Genomic DNA, 20,039 nt, shown 5'->3' on the forward strand with positions numbered 1-20,039 from the left:
ACCATATATCGAGCGAAGTTTCCATGCTAAAATTTACAGGCCAGAAAACACAAAAAAGAATCTCACTGACAAGCGAGATTCTTTAAATATTATTTTTTAAGTGGTTTGCGCAGGTAACCAAAGATAATACCGCTGACTACTGCACCAATCAATACATATACCAAGTAAAGGATTGGATTGTTTGTCAAACCGATAACGAAGATTCCTCCGTGAGGAGCCATGAGCTTGATACCAGACAATCCTACAAGAGCACCTGTAAGAGCTGAACCTACGATAAAGCTTGGAATAGCACGGGCTGGGTCAGCAGCTCCAAACGGGATAGCTCCTTCTGTGATGAAAGACAGACCCATGACAATGTTGGTCAAACCTGAATCGCGTTCTTCTTCAGTGAATTTATGTTTGAACAAAAGAGTCGCAATAAATACTGCCAAAGGCGGAACCATACCAGCTGCCATTACCGCTGCCATAACAGGAGAACCACCAGTTGAAACAGTGCTTGCCAGTGTACTAGTACCAAATACGTAAGCGGCCTTATTAACTGGCCCACCCATATCGACAGCCATCATACCACCGACTAAGAGACCAAGGAGGACAGCAGAGCTTCCGCTCAGACTTGCCAAGAAATCATTCAGGGCTGTATTGATTGCTGACATTGGAATATTAATCGCCAACATTACAAATCCAGTCACAAGAACACCCAGAAGAGGCAAGAGCAAGATTGAACGGATACCTTCAAGTGAGCGAGGCAGACCTGCAAGAAGCTTGCGAAGAACCAGAATAACACCACCGGCTAAGAATCCTCCTACCAAAGCACCAAGGAAACCAGATGATACACCAGTTAATTCAAGAGTCTTCTGACCGCCTTCAGCATAGGCAACAGCGCCAAATGATGCACCGCTGCTTGCAATGGCACCAGCTACGAAACCAGAAACTAGACCTGGCTTTTCAGCGATTGAGTAAGCGATATAACCAGCTAATACCGGCAACATGAAACCAAAAGCTGCTCCACCAATTGCTTTAAACTGCGCTGCAATCTCATGATAACTCCCCAGATTAGAAAGCTGTTCCTTTGGTACACCTAAGATCTGATCCAGTAAGAAAGCAATGGCAATCATAATACCGCCACCAATAACGAATGGCAACATTTGGGAAACACCGCTCATCAAGTGTTTGTAAAAAGCGCCGCCCAGACTAAGTTTTTCATTGCTTGATTCTGCAGTACCGTCGCCATTAGCAGCCTTGTAAATCTCAGCATTTCCTGAAAGAGCCAGATTAATCAGTTCTTCAGTCTTACGAATACCGTCTGCAACTGGACGATTGATCAACGGCTTGCCGTCAAAGCGATTCATCTCTACGGCCTTATCAGCTGCGATGATAACAGCCTTGGCATTTTTGATATCTTCTGCTGTCAGCTTGTTTCCAACACCGCTGGCACCATTGGTTTCAACCTTGATGCCGACACCCATTTCAGCTGCGACCTTCTGCAAAGCCTCTTGAGCCATGTAGGTATGTGCAATTCCTGTCGTACAAGCTGTTACAGCTACAAGGAAGTCCCCGCCATCATTAGCAGGTTCAACAACAGCAGGTTCTTCTGCTTTTTCTGAAGCTTGGTTAAAGAGCTCAATCACTTGATTAGGTGATGTCACTTGTCGCAATTTATCCGCAAAACCATCCTTCATAAGGTATTGAGACAATTCAGCTAAGGCAGCCAAGTGAGTATCGTTAGCACCTTCTGGAGCTGCAATCATGAAGAAAAGATCAGTTGGCTGGCCATCCAAACTTTCATAATCTACGCCTTTATTTGACTTGGCAAAAAGAACCGTCGCTTCTTTCACTGCAGTATTTTTGCTGTGGGGCATAGCGATTCCGTCACCTAGACCAGTAGAAGTCAAGGCTTCACGAGCCAAAATCCCTTCTTTGAAAATCTCGAAATCTGTCACATAGCCATGATCCACTAGTCTTTGAATCATTTCTTCGATAACGGCTTTTTTCTCTGTTGCCTGCAAGTCCAGCAACATCACGTCTTTTCTTAGTAAGTCTTGAATTTTCATATTTTTTCTACCTCTACTTTTTCATAGATTTCTTTTATATACTCAGCTGTTGACAAATCGTCTGAGAAGGTGGTTGCCGTTCCGCAGGCCACTCCCCATTTGAAAGCTTGAATAACATCGCCAGAGAGGACAAACTCTCCGGTAAATCCAGCCACCATAGAGTCGCCAGCACCTACAGAATTTTTAACATTGCCCTTGATAGGTTTGGCGAAGTAAGCACCCTCTTGAGTTACCAGCAAGGCACCGTCACCAGCCATGGAAATAATCACATGCTGGGCACCCTTGTCTAAGATTTGACGGGCATAACTCTCAATCTGATCCAAACTTTCGAGCTTGACTCCGAAAATATCACCTAGCTCGTGATTGTTAGGTTTGACCAAGAGCGGCTCAAACTCTAAAGAATCCAGCAGCGTCTGACCTTCAAAGTCGCAGACGACTTGTGCTCCCGTCTTTCTGGTTAAGCCAATCAGCTCCTTGTAGACAACATTTCCTAGATTTTTAGGACTGCTGCCAGCGAAAACCACTGTATCTTCTGAAGTCAGAGAAGAAAGAAATGACTCCAGTTCTTCTAGTTTCTGATGAGAAATTTCTGGACCTGGTCCGTTAATCTCTGTCTCAGCATCTGCTTTAATCTTGACATTGATACGAGTATCCTGCTCAACCTCTACGAAATGGCTGGAAATCCCTTCCTCTTTCAGAGTATCTGTGATGAACTTGCCAGTAAAACCACCGATAAAGCCAGTCGCTTTATTCTCAATACCTAGACGTTTGAGAACTCGGCTAACGTTGATTCCTTTTCCGCCAGAGAATTTGTCGTCACTGTCCATCCGATTGACGCTTCCTATAAGGACCTTGTCCAGACGGACAATATAGTCGATGGAAGGGTTTAGTGTGACAGTATAAATCATACTTCAATCACCTCCGTTTTTTCTTTGAGCGCTTGAATCACTTCTGATTCATTTTGATTAGTAATAATGCTTGCTTTGGCGAGAGGAGCAACCTTGACAAAGGACGTCTGACCTAGTTTAGAAAGATCAGCCAAGACATAAGTCTTCTTAGCGTTCTCCAAAATCGCTCTTTTAACAGCTCCTTCCTCCATATCTGGAGTGGTAAAGAACCCATCGTCAATGCCATTCATTCCAATAAAGGCCTTATCGAAATTCAACTGACCGATTTGATTTAGGGCAACACCGCCAATGCTGGCATCCGTTGAGCGCTTGACCTTTCCGCCGATAATAACCGTCGGGATATTGCGCTCTACCAACTTGGTCGCATGGTGAATGGAGTTGGTGACGACTGTCACTCTTGGATCATGCAGCTCATTGACTAAAAGCTCATTGGTTGTCCCCGCATCAATAAAAATCACATCATGCTCTTGAATCAAGCTTGCTGCCATCTTTGCAATAGCTGTCTTTTCTTGAATGCTTCTGATAGATTTTTCCTGATTGCTCTCCTCTTCCTGCAGAAAATGAAAGCTTTCAGCTCCACCATGAACTCGTCGCAGTTTATGCTCGCTCTCCAGTTCATCCAAATCTCTTCTGATAGTTGATTCTGAAGTGTTTAAAGCATGTACTAGATAGTCTAAAGAAACAAATTTTTCTCTTATGACTGTCTCTAGAATAACCTGCTTTCTTTCCGACTTCAACATAAAGCACCTCCTTTGGAATCGTTTACGATTATTATTATACCTCTTTATTTTTCAATGTCAAGCACTTTCTATCAAAATCTTTCATTTTCTATCTTTTTACCGAACAAAAAAGAGCTGGACTATATCCAACTCCTTTCATATCGTTGCATAGCTGCCAAATAAAAGGCAATTAGCTTTTATTGATCAAGGATACAAGATAGGCTGCCATAACAGGCAGAAAGGTTCCAAGAAAAGTAAACACAACCAGAACCCAGAACCAGACTGATTTAAAAGCCTGTCGGTAGGTCCCTGGGAGCGAACGATTAGCATCAATGTATTCCTTAAATTTTGGCCATTTCAAGATTAAGAGCAAAAGAAATACTGTGCTGCCAGCAATTAATAGGCCGTAAAAAAAGATGTTAACTATAGGCTCTGGAGCTTTTTTTGAAAGAAAAGCTATACCTTCTGCTATGACAAAGTTATTGAGAGCATGAAAAATGATAGACCAGATAATCGAATACTCAAAAGCGATATAGCCAAAACCTAAACCAATCAAACTAGCAAAATAAAGCTGATATAGGTTTTCGTGAAAAAGGCCAAATAAAATCGAAGTCAGAAGAATGGCAAAAACCTTTCCATGCTTCTCTAACGCTCGCAAACCAGCACCTCTGAAAATAATTTCCTCTGTAACTGGAGCCATCAAAGATGAATAAATCAGCATAGTCAGTGTCTCAGACCCGCCGCTCCCTGATTCCATACTAGATAGATCTAGATTGAAGAGTTGCATGATAGCCTGCATGATCTGATTGACAACAGCTGTAAACATTTGGGCGAATAAAAGGAAGCAAATCATGTAAAAGAAAACTTTAGGAGTCATCTTCCGTCCTTTGCGACGAAGGTCATATTTGAAGAGCTGCTTTCCTCGAGACACTGTAAAAGTAAGAACACCAAGACAGGAAGCTAGAATATAGGCTCCACCGTCCTTTTCCATGAATTTGGTGACAATGTCTTGCGTTTTTTGAATATCCATGCCTTGACCAGGCATGATAACGAAAAAAGCCACAAATGCATAAATGAAAACAGAACCAAGCATAACCCATAAATAAGTAAAGCAGGTCGCTGAAAATCGTCCTAGATCTTTTTTAGGATTTAAAGGTTCGGGTATATAATACATAAAATCTCCTATATTAAGTTTGCTCTTTACCCCTTCTGCTCAGGAAATACAAGGTCAAAAAGATTCCCTCATAAAGCAAGGCAAAAAGAATAAAGGCGTGCATGAAAAATTCTTCTGGCAGAATCCAAATGACTGGATCCTTGGCTGGGTCAAACATCCAGGTATTGTCTCCTGCAAAGAGAACTTGATGAAAGAGTGTAAAAAAATTGTTAAAACCGATCAGAATGGCCAGTCCAGCTAGAACAAGCGGCAATATACTGATCACTAGAAAAGCCCGTCTGTAGAGACCTAAAAATCCCTTTTTAACCACTTTTTTGATAAAGAAGATCAAAGCCGGCAGAGTAACTAAAAAAATAGCTTGCGCCAAGTGAAAAAGATACTTGACCGCCTGAAAATGATGCAGTCCAGCTGCCGACGAGTGAAAATCCGGCATCGCCAGTTTCTGACTAAAAGGATTGGTCAGGTAATTCATCAAAATATTAAAATTATACTGGATGGTCTCTGATTTTAAATAAACTTTATCTGGTAGGTTGAAATAAGAAATCTCCATCGGGTATAAGAACCAAGCCAGATAAATAGTTAGCAATATCACTGTTGCCAGCAAGCACAAGACGCTTGCTGAAAATCTCAATTTATCACGCATCGAAGTCCCACTCCGCTAGACTGGACAAGACATGCGTCGGTTGGATAGGCAGATTGGGCACCTCTTCTGGCAGGGTAAAACCTGTTGTAACCAAGAGGGTTGGAATGCCGTTGTCAATTCCCGCTCGAATATCTGTCAGATAGTTATCACCCACCATGACCACTTCTTCACGCGCCAGTCCTAGATGCTCTATGGCTTTTTCCATGATGATGGCATTTGGCTTGCCGATAAAGGTGGGCTCAACCCGAGTGGCTGCTTCCAAAAGGGCGTTGATAGCACCCGCTCCCGGCTGCAGACCTCGCTCCGTCGGAATATTGAGATCAGGATTGGTCCCGATAAAGTGAGCACCTTTGTGAATGGCCAGAGTCGCTATTGTCAGCTTCTCATAGTCCACTTCCCAGTCCAGCCCCACAACCACATAGTCAGGATTTTCTGTGTCTTCTGTATAGCCAGATTCTTCAATAGCGTGTTTAAGCCCCACATCACCGATAACGTAAGCTTTCTTGCCCAGATTTTTCTCCTGCATATAATCAATGGTAGCTAGAGTCGCTGTGTAAATTGTCTCAAGCGGCGTCTCAATATTGAAATTTTCAGCCAGCATGGTTTGCACTGCTTCTGGCGTGCGTGTGGTATTATTGGTCACGAAAAGGTAGGGAATCTTACGCTTCTGCAAGTCATGCACAAAAGCTTCACCAGCTGGAATCCTGCTCTTGCCCTTATAAATCGTCCCGTCTAAATCAATCAAATATCCTTTATAAGTCATGTCTGCTCTTCCTAATTCTCTTGTTTAAACTCTTGCCATGTCACTAAAGCCTGGGCATTGACTTCGCCGTCACTGGAAATCTGGTGATTGCTCTGCAGACCTTCTAGGTCGTAGCTAGAAGCAATCATGCCACCCGGTCGAACTTCCTTGACATACTTAAGATGGACTTTCTTGGGAATGTGCTGGGTGAGGAAGTCTGCACCCATGACCTCAAAGATCCAGTCCAGATACTTGCTATTATTGACATGCCCGTTCATATCCAAGTCGTAAAAGCGTACATGGTAGTCCTTGCTGACAGGATTTTCCAAGTCTGGATACTTAGGACCGCGCAGTAATTTCTTGGAAAACTCAGATTGATATGGCGCTACAATCTCCGGATCAACGGCACGAACCTTGCGGCTATCTCGATCCATAAGAACAAAGGTTGCCAACATCTTGATAATGGCTTCGCCTGCTTCATCAAAGATTGTGAAGCGACGGTGGCAAAAGAGCCTATTGTAGGTCAAAGCTTCTGTTTCAATGGTAATTTCCTCGGCAAATCGTGGCAGACGTGTAACATCAATATCATAGTCCGTGATAATCCAGACTAAGTTATACTGCTCCAGCATATCCTTGTCGCTGACACCAAGCTCAATCGACTGCATGCCCGATACCTGCAAGGACAGCAGGATGACATCTGGTAGCTTGATATGGCCATTCATATCCGCCATATCAAAAGGAATTTTCATTTTCATTTGATAAGTTAAGCCCATGATTTACTCCAATATAAATTTCTCAGCAACCGTATCGCCCAAAAAGAGGCCTTGTTTGGTCATGCGCACGATATCTCTGTCTGGTACTAGCAAGCCCTGCTCAGTCAGTTCAGCCGCGACAGCTCCGTACTGATCTTCAAAGGAAAGACCGAATTTTTCCTCAAAACGTTTTTTAGACACGCCTGATTTCTTGCGCAATCCTAGAAACATTTCTTCTTCCATCTTTTCTTTCAGCGTCAGCACTTCTTCCTGCACACGGGCATTGCCTGCTTCCACCGCCTGCAGATAATGACGAATGGGGCCGTGGTTTTTATAGCGAACACCATTGACATAGCCAGACGCTCCCGCTCCAATACCATAATATTCCGCATTGTCCCAGTACATGAGGTTGTGACGGCTCTCAAAGCCTGGCTTGGAAAAGTTTGAAATCTCATAATGCTCAAAGCCGGCCTTTTCGAGCTCAGCTATAATGTAGTCAAACATCTCCGCTTCCAAATCTTCCTTGGGCAGAGGCAGTTTCCCTCGCCGCATCCGATTCATGAAGACCGTATGATTTTCCAAAATCAAGCTGTACAAACTCATGTGGGGAATGTCCAGAGCAATAGCCTTGGCTACATTGGTTTTCACATCTTCCATGGTCTGCTTGGGCAGGGCATAAATCAGGTCAATCGAGATATTATCAAAACCCGCTTTTTTGAGATTGGCAATATTATCATAAATGTCCTTTTCCAAGTGACTGCGGCCAATCTGCTTGAGCATGCGGTCATTGAAAGTCTGTACACCCAGCGAAACACGATTGACAGGCGAGTCTTTAAGTACAGCAATCTTCTCCTTGTCCAAATCCCCAGGATTGGCTTCAATGGTCAGCTCTTCTAGATAAGATAAATCTAACTTGTCCGTCAGCTTTTCCAGCAAAAAGGCTAATTGAGGCGCAGATAGAGCCGTCGGAGTCCCTCCACCGATATAGAGGGTACGGAGCTTTTTGATATCGTACGAATGATACTCCTCAATCAAATGCTCCAGATAAGAATCTACAGGCTGGTTTTTGATAAAAACCTTGGAAAAATCGCAGTAATAACAAATCTGAGTACAAAAAGGAATGTGCACATAAGCAGAAGTCGGTTTGGTTTGCATAGTACTTATTATACCACAGTTTTAAAGAGAGGACTTATTTGATTATTAAACAAAGGAAAAAAGAGTGAACCTGTAAAAACAAAAATTGTCCTCGCAAGTCACACTCTTTCTTATAATCTAAAAAATTGAAGTTCTAAATCACTTCTTCCCCAACTCCTGCGTCCTCTTGTAGGAAGCTTGAACGGCATCCATGACCGTTCCCCGAAAGGCATTTTCTTCCAGACTGGCTACCCCGGCGATAGTTGAACCAGACGGACTGCAGACCTGATCTTTGAGTTGAGCCGGATGTTGCCCACTGACCTGACTTAGCTTGGCAGCGCCTAAGAGAGTTTGATTGGCCAGTTCAAGCGATATGTCGCGACTGAGTCCTGCTCGGACACCAGCGTCCGCTAAGGCCTCTATAAATAGATAGACGAAAGCTGGTCCACAGCCAGCAAGTGCCGTGGAAGCATCCAGCTGTTTTTCCTCTAGTTTGACCAAAAGACCAGCCGAAGACAAAAGCTCCTGTAACAAATCTTCATCCGTTGGGTTTGCCTGCTGGGATAAGGCATAGGTAATAACGCCCTCACCTACGGCTACTGGAGTATTAGGCATCATTCGAATCAAACGATGGTGGCTAGGTGTCAATTTTTCTAATATTTCCAAGCTCAGACCCGCAGCCATTGAAACCAGCAGCAGAGAATCCCGTTTTTCTAGAACTTCCTGATACTCAGCCAGCAAGTCAGCAAATTGAGCTGGTTTGATTCCCAGAAAAATCACCTCTGCCTGAGCAAAAACTTCTGCATTACTGACCGGCAGGCCACCAACTTCCGCAGCAATCTTTTCAGCCTTGTCACGACTGCGATTAGCCAGGAGTAAATCGCTTCTGTATCTTTCATCTTGGGCAACTAGACGGGCTAAACTGCCGCCCATATTTCCCAGACCGATAAATCCAATTTTCATCATTATTTCCTCACTTGACCAGTTCCTTGGATGACGTATTTATAGCTGGTCAGCTCTTTCAGCCCCATAGGACCTCTGGCATGCAGTTTTTGAGTAGAAATCCCCATTTCACAACCAAGGCCAAATTGACCGCCATCTGTAAAGCGGGTCGAGGCATTGACATAAACTGCTGCGCTATCCACCTGTTCTGTAAAGTAAGCTGCCGCTGCAGCCTTCTCTGTCACAATAGCGTCCGAGTGATGAGTACTGTGAGCTTCAATATGCTCCACCGCTTTTTCCAGCGAAGAAACCACCTTGACCGCTAAGATATAGTCCAAAAATTCCGTATCAAAATCTTCCGATCTAGCTTGCGAGCCAGAGATATACTGAGCTGCTTTCTCATCCAAACGTAATTCAACAGAATTTTCTTGCGCAGCATCACGATCTGTCACCAGCATCTTTTGCAAACGTGGTAAAAACTCTGCTGCAATCTCTTCATGAACCAGTAGTACCTCCATGGCATTGCAGACAGAAGGGCGACTGGTCTTGGCATTCTCAATAATGGCCAAAGCCTTATCTTGATCAGCATCCTTATCTACATAGACATGGACGATTCCAGTACCTGTCTCAATAACCGGCACAGTCGCATTCTCCACAACCGCCTGAATCAGTCCCGCACCTCCACGAGGAATGAGCAAATCCAGATAGCCCTTGGCCTTCATCATAGCTTGAGCTGAAGCTCGGCTGGTATCAGAAACCATCTGGATACAATCCGGCGAAATCCTCGTCTGAGCCAAGCCTTCTTTCAAAGCTGTGACAATAGCTAGCGCTGTCTGATAAGCATCCTTACCACTTCTGAGAACGACTGCGCTACCACTTTTTAGAGCTAGAGCAGCAGCGTCAGAGGTGACATTAGGCCGGCTTTCGTAGATAATCCCAATCACGCCCATGGCCACCCGCTTCTTACTGATGACAAGGCCGTTATCAAGCTCGGTTCTTTCCAAGACTTGCCCTACGGGATCCTCTAAGTCAATCAGCTGGCGAATGCCCTCTGCCATAGCAGCAATCCGATCCTCGTCCAGATAGATGCGATCCAGCATCACATCTGAAATCCTACCTTTTGCTGCGGTCATATCCAATTCATTGGCCGCTAAAATATCAGCACGAGAAAGCCAGAGCTGCTTTGCCATTTCTTCCAAAGCATGGTTTTTCTCAGCTGTTGTGGCCGTATTGATCGTCTTCTTGACTTTCTGAACCTTTTCAAAAATTGCTTGTGTTGAGGTCATAGCCTCTCCTTTCCTCGTCTTCTAAAATACTGCAAATAAATCATTCAACTCCGGTGTCAGAGAAAGCCAGTCATCCCGATGAATGACAACACCTTTAGGTTTATTGGACTTGAGCATATCTTTAAGAGCTGACTTGCCAAAACGCACGCGCCCTTTACCAAGAATAGCTCTGCTGCCTTCTTCATAAACGGTCACCGTATCCTGATAGGTAAAGCTACCCGATACAGATACAAGACCTGACACCAACAAACTTTTTCCCTTATTTCTGAGAGCGTTGGCTGCTCCTTGGTCAACATAGATTTCCCCTTGACTTTTAGCGTAGAAAGCCAGCCATTGCTTCTGCGTTTTTAGCCCCTTTTCCTCGGCCAAAAAGAGACTGCCATCCTTGGTTTCCTCCGCAGCTTCCAGCAGAGCATCCGTCTTGAGTGAGGAACAGATATAAACCGGGACGCCAGACATGGTAGCCAGTGTTGCAGCTTTAATCTTTGTCAGCATGCCGCCAGTTCCATTGCTCGTTCCTGCACCTCCTGCCATATCAATCAACTCAGAGCTGATCTTCTCAATCTTTTCAAGCCGGCGGGCATCTGGATTGGTAGAGGGATTAGCCGTGTAGAGTCCATCTACATCTGTCAGAAGCACCAAGAGGTCTGCCTGAACCATAGCCGCTACCTGCGCACTCAGTGTATCATTATCCCCGACTTTGAGCTCCTCAATAGCCACCGTGTCATTTTCATTGATGATGGGAATAGCTCCGCGATTCAATAAGACAGATAAGGCTTGATAGGCATTCTTGTAACGTCGCTTATCTGCAAAATCATCCTGCGTCAAAAGAATCTGTGCAGAAATGATTTGCTTCAAAAGAAGATTGCTTGTATATTCCTCCAAAAGCAAACCTTGTCCAACTGCAGCTGAAGCTTGTTTATCCGCTACCTTGGTCGGTCGCTTTTTAAAGCCTAGAGAAGAAAAACCTGCGGCAATAGCTCCTGATGAGACCAATATCAACTCACGTCCCGCCTCGTGCAAGAGAGCCAACTGCCGAGTAATTTCCTTTACCTTGGCGCGTGACAGACTGCCATCTGCGTTGGTTAATGACGAAGTCCCCACCTTAAATACAATTCGCTTTGCTTTCATTTCCTTTTCCTTAACTGCTAGATTGTCTTACACTGCTAGATTGTCTTATTATACCACGATTTACGGAAAATAAAAACGACCGCAATTGAAGCGGTCAGAGGAAAATTTGTATTTTAATAATGAATGAACTTGCTATCCTTGTCGTAGCTTTTCCAAAGTTTCTTGAAAAATGGCTGGTGCTTCAGCTGTAAATTCCAGCACTTCACCAGTTCGAGGATGGGTAAAGCCCAACGTTCGCGCGTGCAGAAATTGGCCATGTCCTTTTAAGGTCTTACGTGGCCCATAGACCTCATCACCAGCCACAGGGTGTCCGATGTAGGCCATGTGAACGCGTATTTGATGAGTACGCCCTGTTTCCAGCTGAAGCTCAACTAAAGTATAGTCACCAAAACGTTCCAAGACTTGGAAACGCGTCAGAGCTGGCTTGCCTTTTGCTGTCACAGCCTGCTTCTTGCGATCTTTTTCACTACGGCCAATCGGTGTTTCAATCACACCACGATCATTAGGCAGATTTCCATGAACAATAGCCCAATACTTGCGTAGAGATTTCTTATCCTTGAGCTCAGCAGCCAGAGCCACATGGGCTTGGTCATTTTTAGCAATCATGAGAAGCCCTGAAGTGTCCTTGTCAATTCGATGAACAATGCCCGGCCGGAGAACTCCGTTGATGCCAGAGAGGTCCTTGATGTGGTACATAAGGGCGTTGACTAGCGTACCGCTTGTATGGCCTGCAGAAGGATGGACCACCATTCCCTGTGGTTTATTGACGACTGCCACATCCTCATCTTGGTAGACGATTTCTAGCGGAATATCCTCAGGCACATACTCAACCACTTCCGGCTCAGGCAGCTCATAGGAGATGACATCGCCTTCTTTGACAGCGTATTTAGCTTTTTTGGCTTGTCCATTGACTAAAATCAGGCCGTCCTTAATCTGCTCATTAGCCAAACTCCGCGATAGGTCCGTCAGCTCTGCCATCGCCTTGTCCAATCGCTGACCAGCTGCTGAGGCCTCAATTTTTACTTCCATCTTTTTCTTCCTTCAAAATCATCAACAGTAAAATAGCTACACCAAAGGTCAGATACATATCTGCCACATTGAAAATAGCAAAATTGATAAAATCTAACTGAAACATGTCCACGACAAAACCTTGCCGAATCCGATCAATAAAGTTCCCCAAACCGCCAGCAATCACCAAGGTCAGCCCGGTCAGCATCCACTTTGAGGCATGGAGGTGCTTGATGAGGTAGTAAACAGCTCCGCCGATGACCAAAAATGTCACCAAAGTAAAGAGCCATTGCTGATTTTCCAGCATGGAGAAGGCTGCGCCTGTATTCTGGAGATAGGTCAGACTCACCAGATGCGGAATAAAACTATTGACCTGCCCTAGCTTAAAATCGCTGACAATATATAACTTGACCAGCTGGTCCACAGCAATAAGAACCAAGACTGCAAAAGGAATAATAATTTTTCTTTTCATACTTTATTTTTTCTGTGCAAAATATTCTTTCATAACCGATACAAAGTCTTCTCCGACCTGAGTCAGCTCTACATCTTCACGCTTGACATAGACCATGTGGTTGTCCAAGTTGTCACGGAGCTTGATGACAGTAATACCATTCACACTGTTGCTGTCCAAAAAGCCAGAACCAGTCGCATAAGCATCAGTTCGCTCCAAAATCCCATTCAAAGTCGCCCGGTCCGTCACATTAAACATCTGGGAGCTGGCACTGGTATCGACAAAGTTCTCTGAATAATAGAGATACTCGTCCTTTTCCTGAGTGAAGCGAACAGTCGGCAAAGCAGCCAAATCTTCCATGACAAGCTCCTCCTTTTGTGTCAGAGGATGATCTTCCCGCAAGTAAATGTGGGTCTGAAAAGGAATCAGCTCTACTACTTCCAAGCCTAGCTTTTCCACCCGCTGCATAATCCCCTTGGTATTTTGATTATTGAGGTAGATAATGCCAATTTCACTATGGCCCTGCGCTACTTCGTCCAAAATCTGCACGGTTGTTGACTCAAAAATTCGGAAATTCTTATACTCTGGATAGGTCTGAGAAAATTGTGTAATCAAAGGTGGCAGAAAATCATAGTGCTGGCTGGCAATAGAAAACTCATCCCGCTCCTCTTCAGGATTAGCATATTGATTTTGAAAAACATCAAAACCCTTGACCAAGTCTTGAGCCTTTTCATAAAACTCCATTCCTCGGCGTGTCAGAAAAGTCCCGCTGCTGGTCCGACGAAAAATCTTGAAACCCAGCTCTTTTTCCAGATCACGGACAGAGATAGACAGACTAGGCTGACTGACATACATTTTTTCCGCAGCTTCTCGAAAAGTCCCACTGTTAGCAATGGCGACCACATAACGCAATTGTTGAATATTCATAATATTTTCCTTCTTTACATATCGTCTCATTATACCATAAACCAAGGCAGAACAAAAGAAACCAACTGTAAGAAGCCAGTTTCTCCTTTTAAGTTAATGAGTAATCTGAGACAAATTTGCTATTTTTCTTTTAGATAGACAACCTCTGTCATCTCTTTGAAGCCTAGCTTTTTATAAAGTTTCAAAGCTCGGGTATTCTGCTTTTCTACGACAATCTGAAACTCCTGTCCATTGAGTTTATTCAAATCCTGCATACTTGCAAGCAAGAGATAACTTCCTAACCCCTGCCCTTGAAAATCTTGATTAACCGCCAAGCCAAAGAAATAATTAGTGCCAAAATCCGTATCAACCGACACAGAAGCTACAACTCTACCATCTTTCTTCAAGATGTAAAGCAGACTGGAACCACTGCTAACGGCTTCTCTGGCGTATTTCAAGGCAACATCTAGCGGTGTCTCAAAGACTTGGGACTGAAAGGCTGCAATCTCTTCAGCCAAGTCCAAACTCCCCTGCAAAACCTCAATCCCTTCTCTTTCTTCCAGAGGAAAAGCTTGAGCAGGCTGTGCCAGCCAAATTTCCGCTTCATCTGTTTGGTAATCAAATCTCCTAGCAAAATCGGGATGACCATTCAAAAAGACCAGCTCCGCTACATACTCAATCTCGGTCAAATCATACTGATCAGCTACTTTTGCAAAAGCAGCCAGAAGCAGATTAGCCACACCCTGACGGCGATACATCGGCAGAACATAGAGAGAAACCTCAGCTTGGCCAGGTTCATCCGCGTAGACTGATAAAAAGCCGATGGTCTGGCCATCCATCTCAGCCAAGAAGAAGGCTGGCATTTCAGGATCTGCATTATAATTATTATCCAGGTAGGGCAGTCTATATCCTCCGTCCACCTTATTACACTCTTGAATTAATTCAAACAATTCCTGCTTTTCTTTCTCAGGTAATGCACTATAAATTCTTATCTGCATCCGTCTCACTTCCTTCCAGTATTTCTTTCTATTTTACTACAAAAACCTTAGTCAAGCCATTCAAAAAGGGACTGGAAAAATCCAGCCCCAATGTCGCTAAGTGAATCGTTTTTTATTTTTCAACGTGGTCAGCAAGTTCTTCCTGGGCTTTTTTATTTGCCGCAGTAGCTTCTTCTTTCCATTTTTTCTTAGCCGCTTCGTATTCCTTGGTCGTTACAACATCCTTCTGAAGCTGGGTCAGCTTGAAGTTGTAGGCTGAACCTTTGACACCAACTGGTGAGTAGGCCTTTGTAAATGGTACTGATTTAGTAACCGACGGTGTTGCACCTTGTGAAACAGTCGGGATAATCAAGCCGCTATCTAGCAACCAAGCTTCCGCTTCTGCATACTTTTCGTAACGCAGCTGCACATCGTTGGTTTCAGCATTGGCTTCTTCCAGCATCTTAGTATAAGTATCCAAGCCTAACTCTTTAATCTTATCATTGTCTTGACCTGGTTCAAAACCAAAGTTTTGCAAGCTTCCGCCGTTCTTGATATTGAGAGTATCAAGGTAGGTAGATGGATCTTGATAGTCACCAGTCCAACCACCAGTAGACATATCATAGTCTTTTTGAGCAGCAGAGTTAGCAAAATAGGTGATATTATTAAGATCGTCTGTGCTCATCTTTTGCAGGTCAATGACGACATTTTCCGCTCCAAGAGCCGATTCGATAGACTGCTTGGTTGAGCTAGCCCATTGAACACCAATCGTACTAGACTGATCCACTGGCATATCTAAGTGAATTGGGAATTCAACTCCCTTAGCCTGCAAGGCTTGCTTCGCTTCTGCAAATTTCGCCTTAGCTTTTTCAGGATTGTAGTAAGGATCTTGAGCGTCAGAGAGGTCAATTCCTTGCCATTGGCTGCCATAATTAACTAATTTTTCCCCAACAACAGTTCCAAAATCCTTGTCGCCAATTTGGACAAAGCTAGGCGGTACCAAGGTATTTCTCAAGACCTTAGTCGCTCCGTCTTCACCATTCCCTTGCGCACCATAAGATGTACGATCAAAAGCAAAGTTGATAGCCTGACGGAAGTCTTTGTTCATGATTGCTTCGTTGGTCGCAGACTTTTGAGCGTCTGTTGTTTTAGAAGTATGATTGTAGGACTGACGGTTGTAGTTGAAATTATAGTAATAAGAAGTAGAATCCTGCGGGCTGTATACGATATTGTCCGCATATTTCTTCTTGACTGAAGCAAAGCCTGAGCTATTCGGATAGAGACGAGCTGTGCTATAAACGCCATCGCTGAAGTTACGAATCAGTGCTTCCTGATCATTTCCATCATAATAGGTCAGCTTGATACTATCCAGAGTGACAATATCTTTATCGTAGTAGTTTTGGTTCTTGACAAATTCCATCACAGACTTAGAAGTCAGAGACTTAAGCAAGTAAGGACCATTATAGAGGATGCTAGATGGCTTGACTGATCCAAAGTTGCTTCCTTCTGCTTTCAGAAACTCTTCATTGACTGGGAAAAGAATCGTGCTGGTCGTTTTAGAGTTCCAATATGGCTCAGGGCGAGCCAGAGTGTATTGCAGGGTATGGTCATCAATAGCCTTGACACCAACATTGTCAAAATTCTTATCTTCCCCCTTGATATAAGCATCCAAGCCCTTCACAGAATCCTGAACTAGATAAATAGCTTCAGAATTTTCATCTGCTGCATACTTCAAGCCAGTCACAAAGTCCTGGGCCTTCAATTCTGCATATTCTTCACCATCGGATGTGTACCATCTAGCATCATCACGCAGCTTATAAGTATAGGTCAGACCGTCCTTAGAAACTGTCCATGACTTCGCGATAGAGGGAACCAAGTTCCCATACTTGTCATTTTCAAAAAGTCCATCGACCAGGTTGGAAATGACATCATTTGTCGTTGCACGGTTTGTAGCAAGATAGTTCAAGCTGTCAGGGTCTGAACTATAAACGTAAGTATAATTATTTGTGCTAGATGAAGACTGGCTACAAGCCGTCAGCAATAGCCCGGCACTCAGTGCAACTCCAGTCGCAATAAGCCATTTTGATGCTTTCATGGATAGAACCTCCTTTGATGTTACATTTTATAACATGAACTATTATACCAAAAAACGTATAAAAAGTAAATAGTAAACCGATGACAGTTGAGTAAAATATCTAAGGGTGGATGTTTTTAGAAAGCTCACAAAGCTTTCCGTTACTGTATTTCTGCAAATTTCTAAATAAAGAAGGAAGAATCCGCTTTTACTGTAAAGTTGTCTCGGATTCTTCCTTTTTGTTATTTTATCAAGAATGACTAGAACTGTTAGAAGTTTAACAATGCTTGCTCGTTCTTTTATTTCTTAGAGTTTTCGGTATGATAAGCTATACAGATAGACAGCTCCAAACAAGAACAAGGCACCCAGCGAGACTAAGAACAAACTGCCGCTGTCTCCTGTTTTAGGAAGCTGGCTTACCTGTGCAGCCTGCTGACTTAGTTGCCGACGAGAACTTACAGGTTCAACAGAACTCAAACTCAACTGCGGAGGATTTTGTTGACCTGGAACCATGCTCTGCCTAGCTTCAGTAATCTGAACAAGCTCCTTGTAATAACCTTCTCCCATGCTGAATTCTCTGTCTTGATTGTCAATCATGGTTAGGGAAAGTACCGGACTGAACTGTCCTTCTACTATGCCTTTCAAGCCAATCTCAACCGAATTAGTATCGTTGGCTTTTTTAGAAATTAGAACAGTATCACCAGAGATGGTATAATCTGGACTTGGCAGGACGCTAAAATGCTGACTATCCATCTTAAGAGCAAGACGATAGTTATTTTTCTCTAGACCGTTTAGTCCACTCAGGGTAACCGTAGCTGTAAAAGGCTGATCTAGCTGAGCAGATGCAGGGACATTGACTTTGATATCCTTAACTGGATCGGTATAAAAGAGACCATGCCCGATAGGATAGGCAACCTCTGTCTCAGACATGATGCCATCCTTGATACGCGGCACATTTACCGGTAGCGTCCCCACATGTTTTTGACCATTGAAAATGACTTCCACACCTGCTGGGATATTAGGACCGAAGGCGTTGTCCGGCTTCAGAGACTCAGTCGGATCCATGCCCTTGTTTCCATAAACTGCTACAATTGCCTTAGCATTAGGATAATTCGCTACATCATAAGGTTTGGAAATGCTCATGATAGCTGCCTGTTTTCCAGTTGTATTTGCATAGTCCACAACTTCTGTCGGAACTCTTGTCAGCCAAAAATCACTTGCTAGTTGAGATTGACGACCAATTTCAGAAATCAGGACAAGGTGTGTCGCTTGGTCAATCTTTCCTTTCAAATCTTCCAACTTGGTTGTCTTGCTGTAGTTCAGCGCTTCGTATGTGACGCCTGCTGGAATCACTCCGTCTGCTATCAGACGCTTGACACCCAGCTCTAGCCCAGGCACTTCATCGTCATAAGCCGCTAACAGCAAAATCTTGTCGCCAGATTTGACCTTAAAAGGCAAAATAGTATCATCGTTTTTAACTACCGTCACCGCACTAGCAGCGATTTTACGTTCAGTATCTCTGTTTAACTCTGAGCCAACAGTTGCTTCAGCCTTAGCTTGAGTACGCTCAGATGGGTCAAAGTCTAAAATACCTCGTTTTTCTTTTAAGTTCAAGATGCGGGTAACAGACTCATCCAATCTGCTGACTGGAATATCGCCTCTCTGAACCGCCAGCTCAATATCATTGATAATCTTATCGATTTTAGCTAAATCACTCTTGCTCCGTAAGACGGTTGGCATCAGGACTATATCCACACCTGATTTGATTGCCATGATAGCTGCTTCAGATTCTCCAAAGTTCTTGGCAATCGCATCCATGCCCATAGCATCAGATACTACTACACCTTTGTAGCCAAATTTCTTGCGAACAATACCGGTAATAATGTCATCAGACAAGGTGGCAGGGATATAGATGGTTTCTCCAGTTTGCTTAGATATAACCGTTTCTTTTTCAATCTGAGGATATTGAATATGGGCGGTCATCAGCATATCAGCATTTTTGTCAATAGCAGCCTTGAAAGGAAGCAACTCCAGCGCTTCGAGCTCCGCATAGGACTTGTCTACCAGAGGCAGACCAGTGTGAGAATCTACCGCCGTATCACCATGCCCAGGAAAATGCTTAGCCGCTACTGCGACATTGTATTTCTGAATCCCCTCCATCATAGCCGTTCCCAAACGGGCAACCACCTTAGGATCTGAAGAGAAGGACCGCAAACCAATAACGGGATTCTGCGGATTGTTATTTGTATCAAAAACAGGAGCAAAGTTGACATTCAAACCTAGAGCCGATAGCTCCCGTCCGATAATTTGACCTGCTTGATTAGCCAATTCCGGGTCTCGCGTCGCGCCAACCGCCATGTTGCCAGGAAGAGCTGTCCCGCTACCTAAACGATAGACGATACCACCTTCTTGGTCAATCGCGAGCAAAAGCGGCAACTTGCCATTATTAGCTTGGTTACTAATAGCTGCTTGCTGCAAGGCCTGCGTCAAGGCCAAGGTTTGAGCAGTCCCTTTCACATTCTCAGCAAAAAGAATGACACCACCAAAGTCGTATTTATCAACCGCTTCTGCCACTTCTTTATTAAGCTCCGTCATATCTGACTGGGAGGCTTGGCCCTCTTGCTGCCATTTTCTGAAGTCCGGCATCAGCATTTGGGTAATCTTCTGACGAAGTGTCATATCTGCCACAAGCTCCTGAACTCTTTTAGAAGCCGAAGGGGCATCACTTGCTGCCTGACCCTGCGCCTGATTGGTAGCAGAGGAAACTTCTGCAGACTGAGCTGTCGCTGGTTTGACAGTATCTTCTACCAAATTACCAGCATTGCCTGCTTGGCTTGAAGCAACCGTTTCAGTAGTTGCAACTGCCGAAGCATCAGAGACCGGCAGAGCTTTTGTAACAATCTGACTATCCTGACTTGGTGTACCCCTAGCCTCTGCACTACTATCAGAAGAGTCTGTTACGACTGCAGCACTTGCTTGTTCATACTGGTTGGCAGATTCCGGTGGCTGATTAGCCGTATCTGCTTTTATGGCTCCCAATGGCCAAAAAACTAGTAATGACAAGGCAAGCGCCAATAGCAATTTATACCTTTTCATCATAGGCATTCTCCTTTCATCCCTATAATAATAGCACAAAAAACG

The 20,039-nt window shown here is 44.1% G+C and carries 17 protein-coding genes; all 17 read right to left on the minus strand.

Annotation, left to right across the window (positions count from 1 at the left end):
• Positions 1-89: 89 nt before the first annotated feature.
• The 17 genes from MK370_RS02455 to MK370_RS02535 all read right to left on the minus strand — a co-directional run bounded on the left by MK370_RS02455 (position 90) and on the right by MK370_RS02535 (position 20,003).
• Positions 90-2,051, minus strand: a complete 1,962-nt coding sequence (locus MK370_RS02455; protein ID WP_268684008.1) for a PTS fructose transporter subunit IIABC — start codon at positions 2,049-2,051, stop codon at positions 90-92.
• On the minus strand, positions 2,048-2,959 hold the full coding sequence (pfkB, locus tag MK370_RS02460) for a 1-phosphofructokinase (protein ID WP_268684009.1): 912 nt from the start codon (positions 2,957-2,959) through the stop codon (positions 2,048-2,050). Before pfkB ends, MK370_RS02455 begins: the two co-directional genes overlap by 4 nt.
• Positions 2,956-3,699 carry a DeoR/GlpR family DNA-binding transcription regulator gene (locus MK370_RS02465; RefSeq protein ID WP_268684010.1) on the minus strand — a complete coding sequence of 248 codons (744 nt, stop codon included), beginning with the start codon at positions 3,697-3,699 and terminating at the stop codon, positions 2,956-2,958. Before MK370_RS02465 ends, pfkB begins: the two co-directional genes overlap by 4 nt.
• A gap of 169 nt (positions 3,700-3,868) precedes the next feature.
• Positions 3,869-4,852, minus strand: coding sequence for a CPBP family intramembrane glutamic endopeptidase (locus MK370_RS02470; protein WP_268684011.1), 984 nt, complete (start codon positions 4,850-4,852; stop codon positions 3,869-3,871).
• Between the two features lie 13 nt (positions 4,853-4,865).
• Positions 4,866-5,495: a TIGR01906 family membrane protein gene (locus tag MK370_RS02475; RefSeq protein WP_268684012.1), complete on the minus strand. Its 630-nt coding sequence runs from the start codon at positions 5,493-5,495 to the stop codon at positions 4,866-4,868.
• Positions 5,488-6,258 carry a TIGR01457 family HAD-type hydrolase gene (locus MK370_RS02480; protein WP_268684013.1) on the minus strand — a complete coding sequence of 257 codons (771 nt, stop codon included), beginning with the start codon at positions 6,256-6,258 and terminating at the stop codon, positions 5,488-5,490. The genes MK370_RS02475 and MK370_RS02480 overlap by 8 nt, the downstream gene beginning before the upstream one ends.
• An 11-nt stretch (positions 6,259-6,269) precedes the next feature.
• On the minus strand, positions 6,270-7,010 hold the full coding sequence (locus tag MK370_RS02485) for an acyl-[acyl-carrier-protein] thioesterase (RefSeq protein WP_268684014.1): 741 nt from the start codon (positions 7,008-7,010) through the stop codon (positions 6,270-6,272).
• A gap of 3 nt (positions 7,011-7,013) precedes the next feature.
• Positions 7,014-8,144 (minus strand): radical SAM family heme chaperone HemW, encoded by a 1,131-nt coding sequence (gene hemW, locus MK370_RS02490; protein ID WP_268684015.1) that lies wholly within the window; start codon positions 8,142-8,144, stop codon positions 7,014-7,016.
• A 138-nt stretch (positions 8,145-8,282) separates the two neighbouring features.
• The gene (proC, locus tag MK370_RS02495; protein ID WP_268684462.1) at positions 8,283-9,086 is read right to left on the minus strand and encodes a pyrroline-5-carboxylate reductase; all 804 of its coding nucleotides are present in this window, start codon (positions 9,084-9,086) and stop codon (positions 8,283-8,285) included.
• 2 nt (positions 9,087-9,088) lie between these two features.
• Positions 9,089-10,351 carry a glutamate-5-semialdehyde dehydrogenase gene (locus MK370_RS02500; RefSeq protein WP_268684016.1) on the minus strand — a complete coding sequence of 421 codons (1,263 nt, stop codon included), beginning with the start codon at positions 10,349-10,351 and terminating at the stop codon, positions 9,089-9,091.
• A gap of 21 nt (positions 10,352-10,372) precedes the next feature.
• Entirely contained in the window at positions 10,373-11,482 is a 1,110-nt protein-coding gene (gene proB, locus MK370_RS02505; protein ID WP_268684017.1) for a glutamate 5-kinase, read from the minus strand.
• A 132-nt stretch (positions 11,483-11,614) separates the two neighbouring features.
• Positions 11,615-12,511 carry an RluA family pseudouridine synthase gene (locus MK370_RS02510; RefSeq protein WP_268684018.1) on the minus strand — a complete coding sequence of 299 codons (897 nt, stop codon included), beginning with the start codon at positions 12,509-12,511 and terminating at the stop codon, positions 11,615-11,617.
• Entirely contained in the window at positions 12,495-12,962 is a 468-nt protein-coding gene (gene lspA, locus MK370_RS02515; RefSeq protein WP_268684019.1) for a signal peptidase II, read from the minus strand. The genes MK370_RS02510 and lspA overlap by 17 nt, the downstream gene beginning before the upstream one ends.
• A gap of 3 nt (positions 12,963-12,965) precedes the next feature.
• On the minus strand, positions 12,966-13,868 hold the full coding sequence (locus tag MK370_RS02520; RefSeq protein WP_268684020.1) for a LysR family transcriptional regulator: 903 nt from the start codon (positions 13,866-13,868) through the stop codon (positions 12,966-12,968).
• Positions 13,869-13,987: 119 nt separating this feature from the next.
• Positions 13,988-14,845: a GNAT family N-acetyltransferase gene (locus MK370_RS02525; protein ID WP_268684021.1), complete on the minus strand. Its 858-nt coding sequence runs from the start codon at positions 14,843-14,845 to the stop codon at positions 13,988-13,990.
• A 112-nt stretch (positions 14,846-14,957) separates the two neighbouring features.
• Positions 14,958-16,919: a peptide ABC transporter substrate-binding protein gene (locus tag MK370_RS02530; RefSeq protein ID WP_268684022.1), complete on the minus strand. Its 1,962-nt coding sequence runs from the start codon at positions 16,917-16,919 to the stop codon at positions 14,958-14,960.
• Positions 16,920-17,204: 285 nt separating this feature from the next.
• Entirely contained in the window at positions 17,205-20,003 is a 2,799-nt protein-coding gene (locus MK370_RS02535) for a glycoside hydrolase family 3 N-terminal domain-containing protein (RefSeq protein ID WP_268684023.1), read from the minus strand.
• Between the last annotated feature and the right edge of the window lie 36 nt (positions 20,004-20,039).

Source organism: Streptococcus sanguinis (assembly GCF_026781265.1).
Lineage (GTDB): Bacteria > Bacillota > Bacilli > Lactobacillales > Streptococcaceae > Streptococcus > Streptococcus sanguinis_T.

What these genes read in the sequence shown, in the direction of transcription:
- lspA (WP_268684019.1), bottom strand. Translation starts at nt 12,962, where the DNA reads ATGAAAAGAAAAATTATTATTCCTTTTGCAGTCTTGGTTCTTATTGCT.
- hemW (WP_268684015.1), bottom strand. Translation starts at nt 8,144, where the DNA reads ATGCAAACCAAACCGACTTCTGCTTATGTGCACATTCCTTTTTGTACT.
- MK370_RS02535 (WP_268684023.1), bottom strand. Translation starts at nt 20,003, where the DNA reads ATGCCTATGATGAAAAGGTATAAATTGCTATTGGCGCTTGCCTTGTCA.
- MK370_RS02465 (WP_268684010.1), bottom strand. Translation starts at nt 3,699, where the DNA reads ATGTTGAAGTCGGAAAGAAAGCAGGTTATTCTAGAGACAGTCATAAGA.
- MK370_RS02455 (WP_268684008.1), bottom strand. Translation starts at nt 2,051, where the DNA reads ATGAAAATTCAAGACTTACTAAGAAAAGACGTGATGTTGCTGGACTTG.
- MK370_RS02530 (WP_268684022.1), bottom strand. Translation starts at nt 16,919, where the DNA reads ATGAAAGCATCAAAATGGCTTATTGCGACTGGAGTTGCACTGAGTGCC.
- pfkB (WP_268684009.1), bottom strand. Translation starts at nt 2,959, where the DNA reads ATGATTTATACTGTCACACTAAACCCTTCCATCGACTATATTGTCCGT.
- MK370_RS02470 (WP_268684011.1), bottom strand. Translation starts at nt 4,852, where the DNA reads ATGTATTATATACCCGAACCTTTAAATCCTAAAAAAGATCTAGGACGA.
- MK370_RS02500 (WP_268684016.1), bottom strand. Translation starts at nt 10,351, where the DNA reads ATGACCTCAACACAAGCAATTTTTGAAAAGGTTCAGAAAGTCAAGAAG.
- MK370_RS02520 (WP_268684020.1), bottom strand. Translation starts at nt 13,868, where the DNA reads ATGAATATTCAACAATTGCGTTATGTGGTCGCCATTGCTAACAGTGGG.
- proC (WP_268684462.1), bottom strand. Translation starts at nt 9,086, where the DNA reads ATGAAAATTGGATTTATCGGTCTGGGAAATATGGGCGGCAGTTTAGCC.
- MK370_RS02480 (WP_268684013.1), bottom strand. Translation starts at nt 6,258, where the DNA reads ATGACTTATAAAGGATATTTGATTGATTTAGACGGGACGATTTATAAG.
- MK370_RS02475 (WP_268684012.1), bottom strand. Translation starts at nt 5,495, where the DNA reads ATGCGTGATAAATTGAGATTTTCAGCAAGCGTCTTGTGCTTGCTGGCA.
- MK370_RS02525 (WP_268684021.1), bottom strand. Translation starts at nt 14,845, where the DNA reads ATGCAGATAAGAATTTATAGTGCATTACCTGAGAAAGAAAAGCAGGAA.
- MK370_RS02510 (WP_268684018.1), bottom strand. Translation starts at nt 12,511, where the DNA reads ATGGAAGTAAAAATTGAGGCCTCAGCAGCTGGTCAGCGATTGGACAAG.
- proB (WP_268684017.1), bottom strand. Translation starts at nt 11,482, where the DNA reads ATGAAAGCAAAGCGAATTGTATTTAAGGTGGGGACTTCGTCATTAACC.
- MK370_RS02485 (WP_268684014.1), bottom strand. Translation starts at nt 7,010, where the DNA reads ATGGGCTTAACTTATCAAATGAAAATGAAAATTCCTTTTGATATGGCG.